General features: G+C 50.4%; 16 protein-coding genes. 2 read left to right on the top strand and 14 right to left on the bottom strand.

The features are described from left to right. Positions 1-169: 169 nt before the first annotated feature. From DWZ40_RS06300 to nifS, 6 genes are all read right to left on the bottom strand, one after another. Complete coding sequence (locus tag DWZ40_RS06300) at positions 170-1,756, bottom strand: ABC transporter substrate-binding protein (RefSeq protein ID WP_118541828.1); 1,587 nt, start codon at positions 1,754-1,756, stop codon at positions 170-172. A gap of 61 nt (positions 1,757-1,817) precedes the next feature. Next, on the bottom strand, positions 1,818-2,858 hold the full coding sequence (locus tag DWZ40_RS06295; RefSeq protein ID WP_118541826.1) for a M42 family metallopeptidase: 1,041 nt from the start codon (positions 2,856-2,858) through the stop codon (positions 1,818-1,820). Between the two features lie 204 nt (positions 2,859-3,062). After that, complete coding sequence (locus tag DWZ40_RS06290) at positions 3,063-4,433, bottom strand: N-acetylmuramoyl-L-alanine amidase (protein WP_182431633.1); 1,371 nt, start codon at positions 4,431-4,433, stop codon at positions 3,063-3,065. Further along, positions 4,430-5,524, bottom strand: a complete 1,095-nt coding sequence (gene mnmA / locus DWZ40_RS06285) for a tRNA 2-thiouridine(34) synthase MnmA (RefSeq protein WP_347560055.1) — start codon at positions 5,522-5,524, stop codon at positions 4,430-4,432. The genes DWZ40_RS06290 and mnmA overlap by 4 nt, the downstream gene beginning before the upstream one ends. Next, positions 5,521-5,958, bottom strand: a complete 438-nt coding sequence (gene nifU / locus DWZ40_RS06280; RefSeq protein WP_118541824.1) for a Fe-S cluster assembly scaffold protein NifU — start codon at positions 5,956-5,958, stop codon at positions 5,521-5,523. The genes mnmA and nifU overlap by 4 nt, the downstream gene beginning before the upstream one ends. A gap of 94 nt (positions 5,959-6,052) precedes the next feature. Beyond that, positions 6,053-7,237 carry a cysteine desulfurase NifS gene (gene nifS, locus DWZ40_RS06275; RefSeq protein WP_118541822.1) on the bottom strand — a complete coding sequence of 395 codons (1,185 nt, stop codon included), beginning with the start codon at positions 7,235-7,237 and terminating at the stop codon, positions 6,053-6,055. A gap of 238 nt (positions 7,238-7,475) precedes the next feature. Between nifS and DWZ40_RS06270 the strand changes: the two genes are divergently transcribed. Beyond that, positions 7,476-9,464, top strand: coding sequence for a fructose-1,6-bisphosphatase (locus DWZ40_RS06270; RefSeq protein ID WP_118541820.1), 1,989 nt, complete (start codon positions 7,476-7,478; stop codon positions 9,462-9,464). Between the two features lie 122 nt (positions 9,465-9,586). Continuing rightward, positions 9,587-11,218, top strand: a complete 1,632-nt coding sequence (locus DWZ40_RS06265) for an oligosaccharide flippase family protein (protein ID WP_118541819.1) — start codon at positions 9,587-9,589, stop codon at positions 11,216-11,218. A gap of 294 nt (positions 11,219-11,512) precedes the next feature. On the opposite strand, the gene DWZ40_RS06260 is transcribed toward DWZ40_RS06265, so the two are convergent. The 8 genes from DWZ40_RS06260 to DWZ40_RS06230 all read right to left on the bottom strand — a co-directional run bounded on the left by DWZ40_RS06260 (position 11,513) and on the right by DWZ40_RS06230 (position 19,483). Then, entirely contained in the window at positions 11,513-12,403 is an 891-nt protein-coding gene (locus tag DWZ40_RS06260; RefSeq protein WP_118541817.1) for a GTP pyrophosphokinase, read from the bottom strand. Between the two features lie 14 nt (positions 12,404-12,417). Next, on the bottom strand, positions 12,418-13,044 hold the full coding sequence (locus tag DWZ40_RS06255; RefSeq protein ID WP_243035237.1) for a Maf family protein: 627 nt from the start codon (positions 13,042-13,044) through the stop codon (positions 12,418-12,420). A gap of 13 nt (positions 13,045-13,057) precedes the next feature. Then, positions 13,058-13,243: a hypothetical protein gene (locus tag DWZ40_RS19245; RefSeq protein ID WP_147354141.1), complete on the bottom strand. Its 186-nt coding sequence runs from the start codon at positions 13,241-13,243 to the stop codon at positions 13,058-13,060. A gap of 77 nt (positions 13,244-13,320) precedes the next feature. Further along, entirely contained in the window at positions 13,321-14,241 is a 921-nt protein-coding gene (gene metA / locus DWZ40_RS06250; protein WP_118541815.1) for a homoserine O-succinyltransferase, read from the bottom strand. Beyond that, complete coding sequence (gene ligA / locus DWZ40_RS06245) at positions 14,231-16,294, bottom strand: NAD-dependent DNA ligase LigA (RefSeq protein ID WP_118541813.1); 2,064 nt, start codon at positions 16,292-16,294, stop codon at positions 14,231-14,233. The genes metA and ligA overlap by 11 nt, the downstream gene beginning before the upstream one ends. Positions 16,295-16,332: 38 nt before the next feature. After that, positions 16,333-17,100: a pseudouridine synthase gene (locus DWZ40_RS06240; protein WP_118541811.1), complete on the bottom strand. Its 768-nt coding sequence runs from the start codon at positions 17,098-17,100 to the stop codon at positions 16,333-16,335. 209 nt (positions 17,101-17,309) lie between these two features. Continuing rightward, positions 17,310-18,338, bottom strand: coding sequence for a tRNA preQ1(34) S-adenosylmethionine ribosyltransferase-isomerase QueA (gene queA / locus DWZ40_RS06235; protein WP_118542104.1), 1,029 nt, complete (start codon positions 18,336-18,338; stop codon positions 17,310-17,312). Between the two features lie 128 nt (positions 18,339-18,466). Beyond that, the gene (locus DWZ40_RS06230) at positions 18,467-19,483 is read right to left on the bottom strand and encodes a hypothetical protein (protein ID WP_118541809.1); all 1,017 of its coding nucleotides are present in this window, start codon (positions 19,481-19,483) and stop codon (positions 18,467-18,469) included. Positions 19,484-19,535: the final 52 nt, after the last annotated feature.

Raw genomic sequence — 19,535 nt, 5'->3', positions numbered from 1 at the left:
TTCTGCGAAATTTCGCGGTCTATAAAAACCTTGTAGCCGTTTTGCCATTGCAGGGATCAGCCAGGATACCTCTGGCGCCTCTCTGATATGCAAAGCAACAAAACATGAAAAGCACATACCCATACGGGATGTGCTTTTCATGCATTTCATTCAAATTTGCCTGTGGTGCTTACTCGTAATGTGCACCGGACAGAACATGCATGCTGAAGGAAGAAATCTCAACTCCCTGCAGATCTTTATTTCTTGCGATAAAGCCAGTCTGGGAATATAACGGAACCCAGATCGCATCCTCGGAAATCGTCTTGGTGATCTCCTTGTAATCCTCATCAACCTTTGCTTCATCGCGGTTGGTTGCAGCATCATCGATCAGTGCGTCTACATCCGGATTCTTGTAGAATGCACGGTTTCCGCCTGCACCTGCATTGGTGCTCATGAACAGCGGACGGTAGGTGTTATCCGGCTCTGCGTTTGCTACCCAGCCGGAAAAGCATGCATCGTGCTCACCGTTACCGGTCTTCTCGAAGAATGTGGAAGCCTCCATCTGCTCGATGTTCATGGTGATGCCGATCTGCTGTAAGTTTGCCTGAACTGCAGTTGCACTTCTTGCACGGGTATCGTTTGAGAGATATGCGGTAAAGGTAAATCCATCTGCGTAGCCAGCCTCAGCTAACAGTTCTTTTGCCTTTTCCGGATTGTACTCGTATTTTACAGCGGTATCCTTGTAGCCGATCGCACCTGGTGCCAGGTAACCGTCTACGGTAGTACCTTCGCCATTGATCGCAACGATCAGAACATCCTCCTTGTTGATGGCATAGTTCATGGCCTGTCTTACTAAAACATTGTCGAACGGAGCCTTGGAAGTATTTAAGTTCATCATCTCGATCTGGGAAGACTCATACTCATCCAGAGCCAGGTTCTCGTTGTCACGGATCTTCTGTGCATCGTTGCTTCCAACGTCTAAGAGCAGGTCAACCTCGCCGTTCTCCAATGCGATGGTTCTGGAAGTCTCCTCGGAGATTGCCTTTAAGATGATGCCTTCATTCTTTGCGGCACGCTCTTCATCGAAGTAGTTCGGGTTTTTCTTCAGCTCAACGCTGGAGCCCGGCATCCAGGAAACGAACGTGTATGGACCGCTTCCCATCGGTGCGTCTGCAACCTTCTTGCCTTCGCTCTCCAGTTTTTCCACATAACTCTTGCACATGATTGCGCCGCCGGAGTGAGCCAGGGAAGTAAGCAGTGCGTTAGACGGCTGATTCATATGGATGATGAAGTTTAAGTCATCCACAACTTCTACGGAATCGATCATGGCTGCCAGATGTCCAACCTTTGCAGATGCTTTCAGTCTCTCCAGGGAGAACTTTACATCCTCAGCGGTCAGCGGAGTGCCGTCAGAGAAGGTTACACCCTCTTTTAATTTGAAGTTTACGGTTGTGTCATCTGCGTAATCCCAGCTCTCTGCCAGATCGCCGACAACCTCATTGTTCTCATTGACACGAACCAGGTTGCTGTAGATGTGGCGGGTTACGTAAGAAGACTGTACATCGTTGTGGTCATGCGGATCCAAAGATGTGATGTCAGCCTTCATCGCTGCACGGATGATGCCATCGCTGGAACCTGCAGCCGCGCTGCCTTCCGTTTTACCAGCTTCGGTCTGTGTGTTGTCTGCAGAGCTGCTGCTCTTGGAACCGCCGCAGGCTGTCATGAAGACAGAAGCTGCAAGCAGGCATCCCAGAAGGATTTTTCCTGTTTTTTTCATAAGATATGTACTCCTTTTTTCTTTTCCCTTTCGTTCCTGTGTGTTTCACAGGCATCGTTTTTTATTCCTCCAACAGGTAAGCTGCCAGAAGCTTTGCAGTGTTCTTCACACCGTCCAGGTGGGTACGCTCCATGCCGTGGGAGCAGAAGGTTCCCATGCCGAATGCGCCTGCAACAAGGTTGTTTCCTGCGCGCACTGCTGCGCCGCCGTCGGTGCCATAACGGTAAAATACATCCGGTGCGTAGTTTAACTCATTGGCTGCTGCCAGTCTTACCAGACGATCCGTAACTTCTCTGTCATACGGGGAGAAGTTGTCTTTCACACAGATGCTGACGCGGTCTTCCCGGCCATTGTGGTCTGGTCCAATCACGGCAATATCCAGTGCCAGGTACTCGCTTACACACTCCGGCACAAAAGAGCCGCCATGTCCGATCTCCTCGTAATGCGGGAACGCGAACCAGGTATCGCAAAGCGGTGTTAGGTTCTGGTCTTTTAAAAACTTTAACATAACCAGACTACAGGCTACACAGGCTTTGTCATCAATAAAGCGTGATTTGATGAACCCTTTCTCCGTTACGGTAAAATGCGGCTCGATCGACAGGATATCGCCATTCTCAATCCCCAGGGCACGTACTTCCTCTGCGGAATGTACATTCTCATCCAGAATTACGATCATGGTGTTCTCATTACGCTCTAATGTTTTTGCATCGTCGAATACATGAACAGAATGTGACTGGCATGCCACAAGACCGGTATAGGTTTTTCCGTTTCTTGCATATACGGTAACCGTTTCTCCTTCGATGCTGTTAAAGTTGATGCCGCCCAAATTTCTCACACGGAGCATTCCATCGTTATCGATGTGTTTGACCATAAGGCCGAGGGTATCCAAGTGAGCGCCGACGCATACAGTTCTGGTACGGTCTTTTCCCGGTACCTTAATGTAAACCGTGTGCTTGCGGTCATACTCCACCTCATACCCAAGTGAAGCAGCAAGCTGCTCCATCAGCGGATTTACCTGTTCAAAGTAGCTGACCGGACTTGGTGTTTCGATCAGTTTTTTCATTGTATCAAGCAGATAATCCCAATCCCACTGAAGATTCATTGTTTTGATTCCTTTCCCTCATACTCGCTGCACAAAAAACGATTCTGTTTTTACAATCGCGTACAAATATCTTTCCCAGAAAGACATGTGCAACGATGCCAGTATAATACAAAATCAGCAGAAAAGCTATAGAGAAATTCATTTTCTTCGCTTTTTCTGCTGATTTTCACAATTTTTGTGTAATTTTACCTGTTATTCTTATGTTCAGTTCCCGAAATACTGGTCTAATCCTGCGACAAGACCATTTCCAAGCTGATCGAGCGTTGCTGCGGAATGGTCGGAAGCACCGTCCCCCAGCTCAATATCGATGGACGGAACCGTAGAATACGAAGTCTGGGTCAGGTCCATCTCCATACTGCCGCCGGAAAAGATCTTTACACCGGCACTTTTCAGACCGGCAACCAGGCTCTCCCCCAACGCGTTGTGCTGTTTCCAGTGTGATGCCACCGGCTCCATGGCACGGTAGGAAGCAACATTCGGCACACTCATGTAAAAAGCACCTTTGTTGCTCTTCGTGGAATCCCAGTGAAGGGCTATGTGACAGTCTGCCAGATTGTTTGCCATAACTGTGCGGGCTATGTTGTCTAACTGGACATCATCGCTCTCGCGGATCATTAAGACATCGTATCCTTTTGCCAGAAGCTTATCCTTCAATACCTTCGCCATCGCCAGGGTCACCTTCGCCTCCGGGGTTCCATCCGCAAAGGTCATGCCGCCGGATACTGCCACCGCGGTGGTCGCACCGGCACTTGTGGTGCCGCTGGTCACCTTCGGGGTTCCGTCCGGGTGGCACTGGGTCTTCACACTGCTGCCTCCGTTTGTTCCGTGTCCTGCATTGACGCAAACCACTTTATTCTTGCGGGAAGCAGATTCGGAGCGGTACAACACCGCTTTTCCGCTGTTGATCTTAGACAGGGAAGCGTATTTCCAATCCATGTTCAGCCCCACTTCACCGGCATTCTGAACGGATGCTGCCGATCCGGAAGAAGCTGCGGAATCAGAAGACATTGCCAAACCAGAATTTCCTGCTGGCTGTGCCAAAGCAGCAGACTGTTCTTCTGGCTGCTCTGTACTCAGATAAGCAGATGCGGCATAACAGGTCTTACCCTGATATTCCACCTGACTCCAGTTTCCATTGTCACCGGTCCGTTTCAGCTGTGTTCCGTTTACCGGTGCTGCCACAACCTCTGCCCCCGGCTCCGGAGCAACACGCAGGTTCAATGTGGTTGCTTTTACATACACAGTCTCATTCCGTGCTTCCATGGAAGGGGCAGACTCTGTAGTCAGTTCTGTTTTATTCACGCTGACCTCTGCCTGCTGTTTTTCGCTTTCGGATCCACCGTTCTGTGCAATCTTCTCATTGACTGCTCCATCTGCCTGCTGGTCTTTGCCTTCTGTCTGGCTCTTTCCGCCCGCCTGCTGGTTTTCCCCGTCCGCTTTCTGTTTTTCCCCGGCAGACTCCGGTGCTTCTGCCGCATTCCCCGGCACTTCTACTTTCTCATATTTTGACTGGCAGCCTGCTGTCATCAAAGCTGCAGCTGCCGCCATGGCAAATACAAATGTTTTCTTTCTCATCGGATGATCGTTCCTCCGCCTGCTACATAATCGCCATCATAGAATACCACTGCCTGCCCCGGTGTCACAGCACGGACCGGTTCCAAGAAACGGCACTGCACCAGATCTTCTCCGATCTCCTCAATGACACAGGGAGCGCCTTTGTGACTGTAGCGGATCTTGGCACTGACCTCCATCGGCTCACCGTGCAGACCGTCGATCGCCATCCAGTTTAACTTGTTGCAGACCAGCGTATCGGTAAACACATCGTTTGCCCCGCCGATGACGACCTCATTCGTCTCCGGGCGGATCTCCGTTACAAATACCGGATGTCCCATAGCAAGGTTTAAGCCCTTTCTCTGGCCGATCGTGTAATGGGTGATGCCCTCATGACGGCCGATCACGGTACCGTCTGCCGTCACAAAATTGCCCGGTCCCGGCACGTTCTCTGCTTCGCGCTCAATAAATCCCGCATAATCATGATCCGGGATAAAACAGATTTCCTGGCTGTCTGCCTTGTGCGCCACCTGCAGACCAATGTCCTCAGCCATCTTACGGATCTGGTCCTTGGTATACTCGCCCACCGGCATCAGCGTATGGGAAAGCTGCTCCTGAGTCAGGTTGTACAGGGCGTAGGTCTGGTCCTTCGCCGCAGTTGCGGACTTTTTCAGCGCATATCTGCCGTTTGGCAGCTGCTCCACTCTCGCGTAATGTCCGGTCGCAATGTAATCCGCACCGATATCAAGACTTCTCTTTAACAGGGACTCCCACTTGACATAGCGGTTGCAGGCGATGCAGGGGTTCGGAGTCCGTCCGCATAAATACTCGCCCACAAAATAGTCCATGACATTGTCCTTGAACTCTTTTTTAAAGTTCATGACATAATAGGGGATTTCAAGCTGCCATGCCACGCGTCTTGCGTCATCAACGGCAGAAAGACCACAACAGCCTCCGTTTTCCTGCTGCGCGGTCTCTTCCTCATCCTGCCAGATCTGCATGGTAACGCCGATCACATCGTACCCCTGCTTTTTTAAAAGCCAGGCGGCAACCGATGAATCGACGCCGCCTGACATTCCTACTACTACTTTCTTTTTGTTTTCTGCCTGGATCAATATTCTTCGTCCTCTTCGCCTTCGCTGATATCGTTCTTCGGCTTCTGTAATCCTTCGATCTTGATGCCGTTCTTCTCAGCGTAATCCCACAGAGCTGCATGAATGGCTTCCTCTGCCAGTAAAGAACAGTGTACCTTAACTGGCGGAAGTCCATCCAGGGCCTCCATAACGGCCTTGTTGGTTACTTCCAGTGCTTCCTGGATGGTTTTTCCTTTTACCATCTCGGTTGCCATGCTGCTGGTTGCTACTGCAGCGCCGCAGCCGAAGGTTTTGAACTTACAGTCACGGATCACGCCGTTGTCGTCGATGTCTAAGTAGATTCTCATGATATCGCCGCACTTTGCGTTGCCGACGGTGCCGACACCGCTGGCATTCTCAATCTCGCCTACATTTCTCGGATGCTGGAAATGATCCATTACTTTATCTGAATACATATGTTTTATCTCCTTTTCTAAAGCCGGACCGGGTTTCTTATGGTCACGGCCTTTTTGTCTGGCTAATACGTTTGTTTTTAAAACAGGTCTTTGTTTATTTTGCCTGGTGCTTTACGAAATCCTCATACAGCGGGGACATGCTGCGCAGTCTGCTGACGATTGCCTTTAAGCTCTCTACGGTGTAATCGATATCCTCTTTGGTGGTCTCCTCGCTTAAGGTTAAACGCAGGGAACCGTGAGCGATCTCGTGAGGAAGTCCGATGGCTAAGAGCACATGGGACGGATCCAGGGAACCGGAGGTACATGCAGAACCGCTGGAACCGCAGATGCCCTTATCATCCAGCATGATCAGCATGGACTCACCCTCGATAAACTGGAAGGAGAAGTTTGCGTTGTTCGGAAGACGGTTCTCACGGCCGCCGTTGATGCGTGCATACGGAATCTCCGCAATGACACGGTCCATCAGGTAATCACGCAGCTCGCTCTCGTACTTGGAACGCTCTTCCATGTTTGCTGCAGCGATCTCAGCTGCCTTGCCAAAGCCTACGATGCCCGGAACGTTCTCGGTACCTGCACGGCGTTTGCGCTCCTGTGCACCGCCATGGATGAAGGAACGGATCTTCACACCGGTACGGATGTAGAGGAAACCGATTCCCTTCGGTCCGTTGATCTTGTGACCGCTGGCACTCATCATGTCGATGTTTAACTCGTCAACATTGATCGGCACATGTCCGTATGCCTGAACCGCATCGGTGTGGAACAGGATACCGTGCTCTTTTGCGATCTGACCGATCTCTTTGATCGGCTGGATGGTTCCGATCTCGTTGTTTGCAAACATAACAGAAATGAGGATGGTGGTCGGGCGGATGGCCTTCTTTAACTCATCGAGCTTTAATACACCGTTCTCGTCTACATCGATATAAGTAACCTCATAGCCGTGCTGCTCCAGCCACTCACAGGTATGCAGGATTGCATGATGCTCGATCTTGCTGGTGATGATGTGGTTGCCTTTGCTCTTGTATGCCTCTGCGGTTGCCTTTAATGCCCAGTTGTCGGACTCGCTGCCGCCGCCGGTGAAGTACAGCTCGTTGGTCTTCGCACCGATTGATTTTGCGATTGCCTCACGTCCTGCTGCGACTGCCTTCTTCGGCTCGTCGGAGAAGCTGTAGATCGAGGACGGGTTTCCGTAAAACTCGGTAAAATACGGAAGCATAGCCTCTACAACTTCCGGTCTGGTCTTGGTTGTTGCCGCATTATCCAAATAGATTGTTTTCTTCATTATATAAATCCACCTTTCTGGAAAATATACATAAAATTCCAGCTGGGAGCTATGCCAGCCAGACTGTCTTTATGACAGGCTTATTATAGTATTTATTTCATAGTATTTCAATAGGAATTAATGAATTTATGAAAATTTTTCTCGATTTTCCGAAAAAGTACAATCCCTTTTTCGGCTTTTTCCCTTATCTATGATATAATCTACTATATAAATATGTTCTTTCACAAGGAGGGTTTTTATGAATTATCCGGAAATCCGTTATTTAGAACGTCTCGCGGATCTGTATCCCACGATCGCAGCCGCTTCTACCGAAGTCATCAACATGGAGGCAATCTTAAACCTGCCCAAAGGAACGGAGCATTTTCTGACCGATATCCACGGAGAGGACGAAGCTTTCGCCCATGTGCTGAAGAACGGTTCCGGATCCGTGCGCCGCAAGGTCAATGAAGTATTCGGAAATACCCTGTCCCACAAGGACAAACGGACCCTTGCCACACTGATCTACTACCCAAGAGAAAAAATGGACCAGATCTTAAAGGTTACGGAAGACAAAGATGAATGGTTCCGCATCACCCTGTACCGCCTCATCGAGATCTGCAAGCGGGCTGCCAGCAAATACACTCGTTCCAAGGTACGCAAGGCCATGCCGCCGGATTTCGCCTACATTCTGGAGGAGCTGATCACCGAGAAAGATGACAGCGTGGACAAAGCCTCTTATTACAATGCGATCGTCAACACGATCATTCATGTCGGCCGCGGCCGGGAATGCATCATTGCCATGAGCCAGCTGATCCAGCGTCTGGTCATTGACCACTTACATATTGTGGGGGATATCTTCGACCGTGGCCCGGGGCCGCACAAGATCATGGACAAGCTCATGAGTTACCATTCCGTAGATATCCAGTGGGGCAACCACGACGTCTTGTGGATGGGTGCTGCCGCCGGTCAGCCAGGCTGCATTGCCAACGTGATCCGTATCTGTGCCCGCTACGGAAATCTGGACATTCTGGAGGATGGCTACGGCATCAACCTGCTGCCGCTTGCTACGTTTGCCTTAAACACCTACAGCGACGATCCGTGTACCTGCTTTAAATTAAAAGGCTCCAATGAATTGAACCAGTACGAAGTGGAAGTCAACTTAAAAATGCACAAGGCCATCTCCATCATCCAGTTTAAGGCAGAAGGACAGCTCATCAAAGCTCATCCGGAATACCACATGGAGCACCGCAACCTGCTGCACCGCATCGACTACGAGCATGGCACCATCACCCTGGATATGCCGGACGAAAAGGGGAATCTGACCCCGCACACCTACACCCTGTTAGACAACAACTTCCCTACCATCGACCCGAAGGATCCATATGCTTACACCCCGATTGAGGCTGATATCATGGATCGTTTGATCAAAGCGTTTTTAAACTGTGAAAAACTCCAGCAGCATGTCAAATTCCTGCTCGCCAAGGGAAGCCTCTACAAGATTTACAATGGAAACCTGCTCTACCACGGCTGCATCCCGTTAAATCCGGACGGAACGTTCCAGGAAGTAGAGATCAACGGCTCCTACTTCCACGGCAGGGCACTCTACGATGTTCTGGAAAGCTATATCCGCAAGGCTTTCATGGGAGTTTCCGATCGTGAAAAACGCCTTGGCCGCGACATCATGTGGTACATCTGGCTGAATAAGGACTCACCACTCTTTGGCAAGGATAAGATGGCTACCTTTGAGCGCTACTTCCTGGCCGAAAAAGAGACCCATGCAGAAAAGAAAAACCCGTATTACAAGTATCTGGAAAATGAAACCGTGGTGAACCACATTCTGACCGAATTCGGTCTTCCGGAGACCGGCAGCCACATCATCAACGGTCACGTCCCGGTCCGCTCGAAAAACGGCGAAAGCCCGGTCAAATGCGGCGGCAAGATCCTGGTCATCGACGGCGGCTTCTCTAAAGCATACCAGAAAGAAACCGGCATTGCCGGATACACCCTCACTTACAACTCTTACGGACTGATCCTGTCCGCCTTAGAGCCGTTTGAATCTACAGAAGCAGCCATTGAGCGCGAGATCGACATTCATTCTGACAGCGTCATTGTCCGCCACGCAGACCGCAGAAAGCTGGTAGGCGATACCGACACCGGCGCCGTGCTCCGCGAAAAGATTGCAGATCTGGAGCAGCTTCTCATGGCTTACCACAGCGGACTTCTGGTTGAGCGGTATGTAAAAAACTAAACGAACCCCGACCGGATCCCCGGTTCTGATCCGATCTTCCAAAAAGGCAGCCCCATTCCCGGTTCTGATTATCGCAGGACTTACATATCCTGTAATAAGATTTCCGGCCGGGGGCTGCCTTTATGTCTTTTTATTCCGGTCTTTCCGAAAAAAAACGCGCCTTTCTCACCGGCACCCTGCTGCTTACCGCAGCAGGGTTTCTTTGCCGGCTTCTGGGCTTTTTCTACCGTATTTTTTTATCCCGCACGATCGGTGCCGAAGGACTCGGCATCTACAACATGGTTCATCCCGTCTACGGGATCTGCTTTGCGCTTTGCGGCGGCGCGATCCAGACTGCGCTTTCCCAGTACATAGCTGCCCACGAAGGAAAAGGGCAGCGTGTTTTCCGCACCGGTCTTAGCGTTTCCATGCTGCTCTCCGGCTTTCTGGCCTTTCTCATCTGCCGTTATCCGGACTGGATTGCCAAGCGCATCCTCATGGAGCCGCGCTGCAGCCCGTATCTTCCCATCATGGGACTTTCCTTGCCCTTCGCTTCCTTCCATGCCTGCGCCAACGGCTACTGCTACGGCGCCCAGAAATCGAAAGTACCGGCATTTTCGCAGGTTGCAGAGCAGATTGTCCGGATGACTCTCGTTTTTCTGATCGCCACAGAGCGCACCGCGGCCGGTCAGGAGATCACCGTGCGCCTGGCTGTTTACGGGCATCTGATCGGTGAGATTGGGGCTGCTTCCTTTAATTTTTTGTGTCTTCTGCTGTTTCCACCGCAGGTAGGGACACGAAAAAACTCCGATTCCATGTTTCCAGCTCCGGTACAGGCAGCTCCTGACGCATCCCAGTCTGCACCTTTGGCAGACAAAACGTCCTCCTGCTTCACAGCTTCACCTCCGGCACAGGATACCGCTCCGTTTTCCGCTTCCTGCTTTCTCCCGCTCATGGCACTTGCCCTGCCGCTTATGGGCAATCGCCTGGTTCTAAACCTGCTGGCCGGAGCCGAAGCAGTCTGGATTCCTAACCGTCTCCAGCAATACGGACTAAGCGATGCCGGAGCATTTTCTGTTTACGGCGTCCTGACCGGCATGGCCCTGCCCTTTATCCTCTTTCCCTCTGCCATCACCAATTCCATTGCCGTGCTCCTTCTCCCCAGTGTAGCGAAAGACCAGGCAGAGGGGAAAGCAGAAAGCATCGCCCAAAGTGTCGCCATGGCCCTGCGCTACAGTCTCTACATGGGCATCCTCTGCATTGGGATCTTTGTGCTGTTTGGCATTCCACTCGGCGACAGCGTCTTTAAAAATGAGGACGCAGGACGCTATATGCAGATTCTTGCCTGGCTGTGTCCGTTTCTCTACCTCGCAACGACCATGGGCAGCATCTTAAACGGACTTGGCTGTACGAGGATTACCTTTCTGCAAAACACTGCATCCATGCTTCTGCGTCTGTTCTTTGTGCTGACCGCGATTCCCCGCCTCGGAATCTATGGCTATCTCTGCGGAATGCTCGCCAGTGAAGTATTTCTGGCACTGATGCACCTGTACTCCCTGAAAAAGCGAGTAGCCTTTACCTGGAGCGCCTGGGATATGATCTTAAAACCGGCTCTTTTGTTATTTCTGGCAACCGGCATCCATTATGCCCTGTCCGGCTTACTGCCGGAAGTTTCCGGAGGCATGCCGCTCTTTTTTAAGACCGCACTCCAGATTCTGCTGCTCTCTTCTTGCTACGGAATTTTGCTACTCTACGCACATATTTTAAGGCGGTGAAACGACATTATCGCACAGTAAGTCCGAAAGCCCCCGCCCCGCCAATTTAGTGATGGTTGCAGTTTTTTTCGTACGCAGCGGAGCCAAAAAAGTAGGGCGTGTATGAGTCTGACTTCTGAAATTTTCAGCATATCAGTTGTTTCGCCTCTTGAGGACACATGTCCGATTGCAGCGGATGTAAATCCGATGCAGGCGAACATGTGTCAGCGAAAGCAAGCGAACAACGATATGTGAAAATGGAGGAAGTCAGACTCGTATACGCCCGGACCTTCTATTTGTTACTGTGCGATATGTTTAATTCGGCGATTCCGTTTTTTTGGCAGCCGCCTTCTTCTGCTCCTGCTTTTCCCGCTTCTTTTGCTGGTCCAGCTCCTGCTTCTTCTGCACTTCCTTCTCCGCATGCTCGCTTTCCAGCTGTTCCTGACGCTGCTGCTTGATGCGGCGGAAATACGAACTCATCTCGTCTGCCATGCCGGCCAAACGGTTTAACAGTGTGGAGAAATCGGAAAGCATTTCATCGTTCTGGTAATACGGATACACGATATCGTGATCGATCTCGCTCCATCCCTCCTCAAACAGGGTTCTGCCCTGGATCTCTACATAGTAGCCCTTGTACTTGATGATATAATGCAGGGAACGGTAAATGCCGTCTGACTTGATGTCGATCAGTTTTTTATCGTAAATCCGGGTATCACCGGTTCTGCGGTAGACCTTCGGCCGTTCTGCGATGTAGTAATGGTCCGGGTCATCATCGAAGTCCAGAAGCCGGTCCTCAATATAATTGGCCGGATCATTCTCAAATACCGAAGTAATGTAATTATGAAAATGGATCCAGTCCTCCCGGTAAAGGAAGAAGACACGGATTCCGATCAGATCCGTCATATACTTATAGTAGTTCTTCCGGTTGATATATTTGTACTGGTCCGTCTGCTCGCTCTTTTTGCGGATGATCTTCTCCAGCAGATGCCCTGCCTTTTTGGTCCGATAGCGGTAAGAGTGAATCCCTGCTTTCTCAATGTCATACAGATAATCGTTAACGAAATCCTTGCCGATCTTCTTTAACTGCGGCTCAATGCGGCAGTAGCTGTCGTAAATGGAATTCAGCTCTTCCCACTTCATCCCTGTCTTTTTCAAGGTTTCTTTTTCAATGTTATATTCTTTCAAAAAATCTTTTTTCTTGATCATAGATTCTCCTGATGTCATTCCTGTGTTGCTATATTTTCAAGCAGTGTCCGGCAGACGCGCCCCAGTGGAAGCCCGACCACATTATTATAGTCTCCCCGGATTCCTTCTACCCAGACCGCAAAACGTCCCTGAATCCCGTAGGCCCCGGCCTTATCCATAGATTCCCCGGTTCTGACATATGCTTTGATCTGCTCCATTGTCATTGGGCAGACATGTACATCGGTCTTTTCCGCAAAGGTTATGGTTTTCCACTGCTCGCTTGGATTTTCTCCCGGTTTTCCACAAAATACCAGGGTCACGCCTGTGTATACCTGGTGGATTTTCCCCTGAAAGGATGAGATCATGTGGATGGCATCTGCCTCATCCTTCGGTTTTCCGAGGATGTTTCCGTCAAATGCCACCACCGTGTCCGCGCCAATCACCACAACATTCTCACCGGTATATCTGAAAGCAATGTCTTCTGCTTTCTGCCTGGAAAGCTCCATCACGACCTCATCCGGCTTTGTGCTGCGGATCACCTCCGTGACATGGCTCGGCTCTACCACCGGCTCTATGCCCGCCTGACGCAAAAGCTCCAGGCGGCGCGGAGAAGCCGAAGCCAGGATCACGACCGGGTAGTGGTTCTCCATCTGTGTTTTCATATTGTTTTATCTCCTATTTATACTCTGTTCCTGCCAGTTCTTCATAAATGGTAAATGCTGCCTCCGAGTCCTGACGCCCGATCAGCTCCCCAAATCCAAGCACATGCAGGATCATGGTCGCGCAGATCCGGTTCTTCCGCACCGGATTGTATGGTCCGGCTCCATGCCTTCGAAATGAGCGTTCTACCCAAAGCCACAAAAGCCTTACATCTGCTCCCCAAACGATATCACATGGAATCTTCCCTTCCGAAAATTCCTGCCGGTGAACTGCTGTCTTTACTCTTCATCCGTTGTCAGAATATAATCGGTTGTCTGGTATACATAGAAGTTCAGCCAGTTTGCATACAGGGTATTCGAGGCATTTCTCCAGGACAGGACCGGAATATTGAACGGATCATTGTCCTCATAATAGTTGCATGGAAGTTCCGGATGCAGTCCCTTCTTTAAATCACGGTGATACTCGTTATTTAAGGTCATACGGTCATATTCCGGATGCCCCTGCACAAAGATCTGGCTTCCGGTATTGTTAAGTACCAAGAAAATACCGGCCTCCGGGGACTCTGCCGCAATCGTCAGCTCCGGATGCTTTTCTATGTCTTTCCGGCGCACCTCAGTATAGCGGGAATGCGGCGCCATCACGTAATCGTCCATGCTGCGGACTAACGGGATCTTGCGGTTTAAGATCTTGTGCCGGTAGATTCCTGCTAATTTCTTTTCTCTTTTGTATTTCGGAATGCCGTAATGGTAATATAAACCTGCCTGCGCTCCCCAGCAGATATGAAGGGTGGAATGCACGTGGGTCTTGCTCCACTCCATGATCTTCGTCAGCTCGTCCCAGTAATTGACTTCCTCAAACTCCATATTTTCTACCGGTGCCCCGGTGATGATCATACCATCAAATTTCTGACGGCGGATCTCATCGAACGTCACATAGAATTTATTCAGATGACTGGCCGAGGTATTCTTGGAAACGTGCGTGGAAAGCATCAAAAAGGTGCAGTCCACCTGCAGGGGTGTATTGGAAAGTGCCCGGAGAAGCTGGGTTTCCGTATCCTCCTTGATCGGCATCAGGTTTAAGATCAGGATCTGAAGCGGACGGATATCCTGACTCATCGCACGGTTCTCGTCCATCACGAATATATTTTCAGATTCCAGAATGGCTCTGGCCGGCAGATCATTTTGTACTTTAATCGGCATTGTTTTCTTCCCCCATCATGTTCAGGAAATCCTGCTCGGAAATGATCGGGATCCCCAGTTCTTTTGCTTTTTTATTTTTTGACGAATTCGAAGTCACATCATTGTTGATCAGATACGTAGTCTTTGCGGTGACCGAACCGGTCGCTTTTCCGCCGCGTGCCTCAATGGCCGCCTGCAGTTCCTTCCGGTTTGCAAAATGCTCTACCGTTCCGGTGATGACAAAAGTCATCCCCGCAAATACCGCTGCCTCTGTATTTTCCGAAACTTTCTCTATGGTAAGCTCTGCAAGCAGATCATCCACCAGCTTTGCGTTTTTCTCAGATGCGAAGTATGCGATCCACGCATCGGCTAAAACTGCGCCGATTCCATCAACCGCAGTCAGTTCTTCCTCCGTGGCATGGCGCATCCGTTCGAAATCATAGTCGAAAGACCGGCACAGCATCTTCGCATTCGCCAGCCCAATGCCTGCCACACCAATGCCGTAAACCACACGGACCAGATTGGTGTGGGAAGCCTTTTTCACGGCTGCCATCAGATTCTCGTAGGACTTTTCGCCAAAGCCCTCCATCGAAACAATCGCCTCACGATGGCGGTCCAGATGAAAGATATCGGCATAGCTGTGGATGAACCCAGCTGCAATAAACTTCTCCAGGGTTGCCTCGGAAAGGCCGTCAATGTTTAACGCGTCACGGCTCACCAGCAGAGAAAAACTCTTGATCTTCTTTGCCTGGCAGTCCGGATTCGTGCAATATAAGGATTTTACATCATTCATCTGGCGGATCTGGGTCTCGCCGCCGCAGACCGGGCAGATCTTCGGAATCACAATCGTTCCGCTGCGAGTTAAATTCTCGGCAATCTGCGGAATGATCATGTTCGCCTTATATACCGTAATGGTATCACCTACCCCCAGCTCCATCGCTTCCATGATGCTGATGTTGTGGACGCTGGCCCGGCTTACCGTGGTCCCCTCAAGTTCCACCGGATCAAAAATCGCCACCGGGTTGATCAGACCGGTCCGGGATGCACTCCATTCAATCTCCCGAAGCGTGGTCTCGCGGATTTCATCCGCCCATTTAAAAGCAATGGAATTGCGCGGGAATTTTGCTGTGCGGCCAAGCGCATCGCCGTAGGCAATGTCATCCATCAGAAGTACCAGACCGTCAGAGGGGATATCATAGCTCTGGATTGCCTCGGCAAATTCTGCCACTGCATCCGGCAGTGTGGCAGCCGTCACTTCCTTGTATTCCACCACATCAAAGCCCTGTGTCTTCAGCCACTCGAACTGCTCTTTGCGGGAATTGTGGAAACGACCATGATCTGTTCCATCGTCCACAATTGCATCCACGCCATCTGCATTTGCTGCATCTGGTGCCTGCGCATCCGCCGGATTTACCGCCCGCACCAGCATGAATGCCTCAAAATTCACATTCCGCTTCGCCGTGATCTCATTGTTTAACTGACGCACAGAGCCGCTGCATAAGTTTCTCGGGTTCTTGTACTTCGCATCCACATCCTCGATTTCTTCATTGATGCGTGCAAAATCCGAATATTTGATGATTGCCTCCCCGCGAAGGATCAGCTGTCCCTGATACGGGATCCGAAGCGGCACATTGGAAAATACCTTCGCATTGTTGGTGATAACCTCACCGATCTCGCCATTGCCGCGGGTGACTGCTTTCACCAGCTCACCGCCCTCATATGTCAGAACAATGGTCAGACCATCCAGCTTCCAGGATAAAAGTCCCTTCTGGGTTCCCAGCCACTCCTGAAGAACCGGAACTTCTTTTGTCTTATCCAAAGAAAGCATCGGTGCCTCGTGCGCCTCCTTCGGAAGTTCGCTCAATACTTCATAACCTACCTTCTGGGTCGGGCTTCCGGCCAATACCATGCCAGTTTCCTTTTCCAACTGCAGCAATTCATCATACAGCCGGTCATATTCAAAATTGCTCATGATCTCGCGGCTCTCCTGGTAGTACGCCCTGGATGCCGCCAAAAGCTGCCGGTGCAGCTCTTTCATGCGCATGATCTTATCATCATTCTTTCTCTGATCCATTCTCGTCACCTGCCATTTTCCTGTCTTGGATTCATTTTCTACTCGTCTCCGCCTTCCAGAAGTTCCTCACGCTCCAGACGCGCCTGCTCCAACTGCCATTCCAGTTCTTCCATCTCCTGCGGTGTTACCCGGCGGAAATCCCCAGTATTTAATTTGCCCAGATGAATGTTCATGATACGGATCCGCTTTAAAGTCACCACACGGTAGCCGAGCTCCGCGCACATGCGGCGGATCTGGCGGTTTAATCCCTGTGTCAGGATGATCTTAAACGATTTCACACCGGTTGCTTCCACCTGACATGGTCTTGTGGTCACTCCAAGCTCCTTTAATTCCACACCCTCACGCATCTTCTTTAAAAATGCGGCATTGAACGGCTGATCTACCGTGACCAGATACTCTTTCTCATGGAAATTGCCTGCATGCATGATCTCGTTAGCCAGTTCTCCCTGATTCGTCATAAGGAGAAGTCCCTCGGAATCCTTATCCAGACGTCCCACCGGATACACACGCGCCGGATACTGGATCAGATCCACAACGTTCATCGCACGGTCCTTATCGGAAGTGGTGCATACCACTCCGCGCGGCTTATTCACAACCAGAAGCACCGGTTTTACTTTTTTGCCGCCCGCCGCCTTTCCAACCGGCTTTCCATCACAGACGATCACTTCCTGACCTGTTACTTTTTCTCCCATCTGGGCCTTCCGGCCGTTGATGGTCACCTTTCCTGCCTCGATCAGGCGGTCTGCCTCACGGCGGGAGCAGATTCCCTGCTCACTCAAATATTTGTTTAAACGGATTTCTTCCATGTTTGCTTCCTTTCCGGTTACTGTTCACGCGTTGCCCAAACAGTATACAGTAACCCTTTCCGTACCTTCTGCACAGGTTTCTTTGCATGCACAGGCTTTTTCAATCCCTTTTTTGCACAGGTCTCTTTTATCATGCACCGGCTCCTTTTATAAGCCGAAAATGGCTATCCCCAAACCATGGAGATAGCCTGTATTGCTTCCCCGCGTCCTTAGTCGTGGATGAACATGGCATCCCCAAAACTAAAGAAACGGTACCGTTCCTTAATTGCTTCGTTATACGCATTCAGAATATGTTCCCGTCCTGCCAGCGCAGAAACCAGCATCACCAGAGTCGACTCCGGCAGATGGAAGTTTGTAATCAGGCAATCCAGGATCTTGAATTTATAACCCGGGTAAATAAAAATCTCCGTCCAGCCGCTTCCAGCCTTTAAGATTCCATCTTCCCCGGTTGCAGACTCGATGGTACGGCAGCTGGTCGTACCAACGCAGATCACGCGTCCGCCCGCTGCTTTCGTGTCGTTGATCTTCTTCGCCTCGGATTCTTCTACCATATAAAACTCCGAGTGCATGTGGTGCTCCAGCACATTCTCCACCTTAACCGGACGGAACGTGCCAAGACCAACGTGCAGCGTTACATGGGCAATTTTCACGCCCATTGCCTCGATCTGCGCGAGCAGCTCCTTCGTAAAATGCAGACCTGCGGTCGGCGCAGCAGCAGAGCCGTCATGCTCCGCGTACACGGTCTGATAACGGTTCTTATCCTTTAACTGATGGGTAATGTATGGCGGAAGCGGCATCTGTCCTAACTGGTCCAGGATTTCCTCAAAAATGCCCTCATAAGAAAACTGGATCAGGCGGTTGCCCTCCTCCACAACATCGATGACGGTACCCTTTAACAGACCTTCGCCAAACACGATCACCGTGCCCGGCTTGCACTTTTTGCCCGGCTTTACCAGAGTCTCCCAGATATCGTTCTCACGGCGCTTTAACAAAAGCACCTCGATTTTCGCCTGTGTATCCTCCTTCACGCCAAACAGACGCGCCGGGATTACCTTGGTGTTGTTGATGACCAGACAGTCACCCGGTCTTAAATACTCCGTAATGTCACGGAAATGGCGGTGCTCCATCTCTCCGGTGTTCTTGTCCAGCACCAGGAGTCTGGAGGCAGAACGATCCTCCAGCGGATCCTGGGCGATCAGCTCCTGTGGGAGGTCAAAATCAAAGTCTTTTACATTCATGGTTTCCATTTATCTTATCTTCTTTCTTTTCTTCACTTTTTGTTTGTTTTTTCTTGCCTGGCTCTTTGCTCTCGCTTTGTGCCTTGCTCTTGCTTTACGCCTTGCTCTTGCTTTGCTTATCTTTCATTCTAATTTGCGGTATCCGCTGCTGTGCTGTCACCAGACTCCGCACCGATGCTTACCTCGGAACCTGCGGTTGTTTCCACGGCTGTTTCTGCACCTGTCTCCTGCACGCTTCCTTCACTCGATTCCGAAGAAGCTGCTGCACCATCTTCCCCGCTCTCAGAGGTTTCCCCGTCTCCGATCACTACCTCCGGCTCGTCCCCATTGTCGTAAACCGGAGAGCCGTCACGCAGCACACCGTAAACGCTGTTTAAATCCTCGTCTGAATTCAACGCTTCTTTCAATTTCACATTCACACTGGAAGCAAGCTTTCTCACCTCTTCCGAGTGATTGGAAACATCGATCAGCTGCAGAACCTCTTCCGAAAGGTTTTCATCCTGGATGATATGGTAATTGCCCTCACTGTCTTTCTCCACGTAGCACCACATAATCATAGGTGCCGCAGTTTTTACGGAATGAAACTTAATATCTGCCAGTGCATAGACCAGCCAGCTGTCTGCCGTCGCGCCATCGCGCACATAGGTTGTAATATTGTCAAACTCCTGCACATACTTGGAATTGCTGCGCAGGCGGGTTTTCTCGTGCTCCAGCTCCGTAAAGGAAAGACCAGAGATACCATAAATCTCATTCATGGTATCCGCATCCGCACTGGCCCGTGCTGCAAAGTATTTTTTCATCAGATCCAGTACTTCCGGAACACTGTCGTGCATCAGGGTCTCTGTCGCATAAGGATCTCCGTTTTCATCCCCGGAAGTTTCCTCTTCTGCTGCAGACTCATCCGCAGTGTCTAACTCCGTAGAATCGCTCTCCGGCTCTGCAGCCATTGTCTCTGTTTCTGACGGTTCTGTTTCCACCGTTTCCGTCGCTGCTGCCGGTTCTGCTGCCCGCTTTTTCCCGTAGTCTGCAAGCACAATGATGATCATGAGTACAATGACTACGAGCGGAACAACCAGAACCGGAAGCAATGCCTTTTTCTCTGTATCTGTATCTTTTTTCCCAAAAGAATTCCAGTTATCTTTCATAAAATAGGACCTCCAATCAGTACTAACATCATATCAAATGAGGAATAAAAAA

This window comes from Clostridium sp. AF32-12BH (genome assembly GCF_003477935.1).
Classification (GTDB): Bacteria; Bacillota; Clostridia; order Lachnospirales; family Lachnospiraceae; genus Brotaphodocola.
Note: the sequence above shows the minus strand (reverse complement) of the source record. Positions and strands in the feature narration are given on the sequence as shown.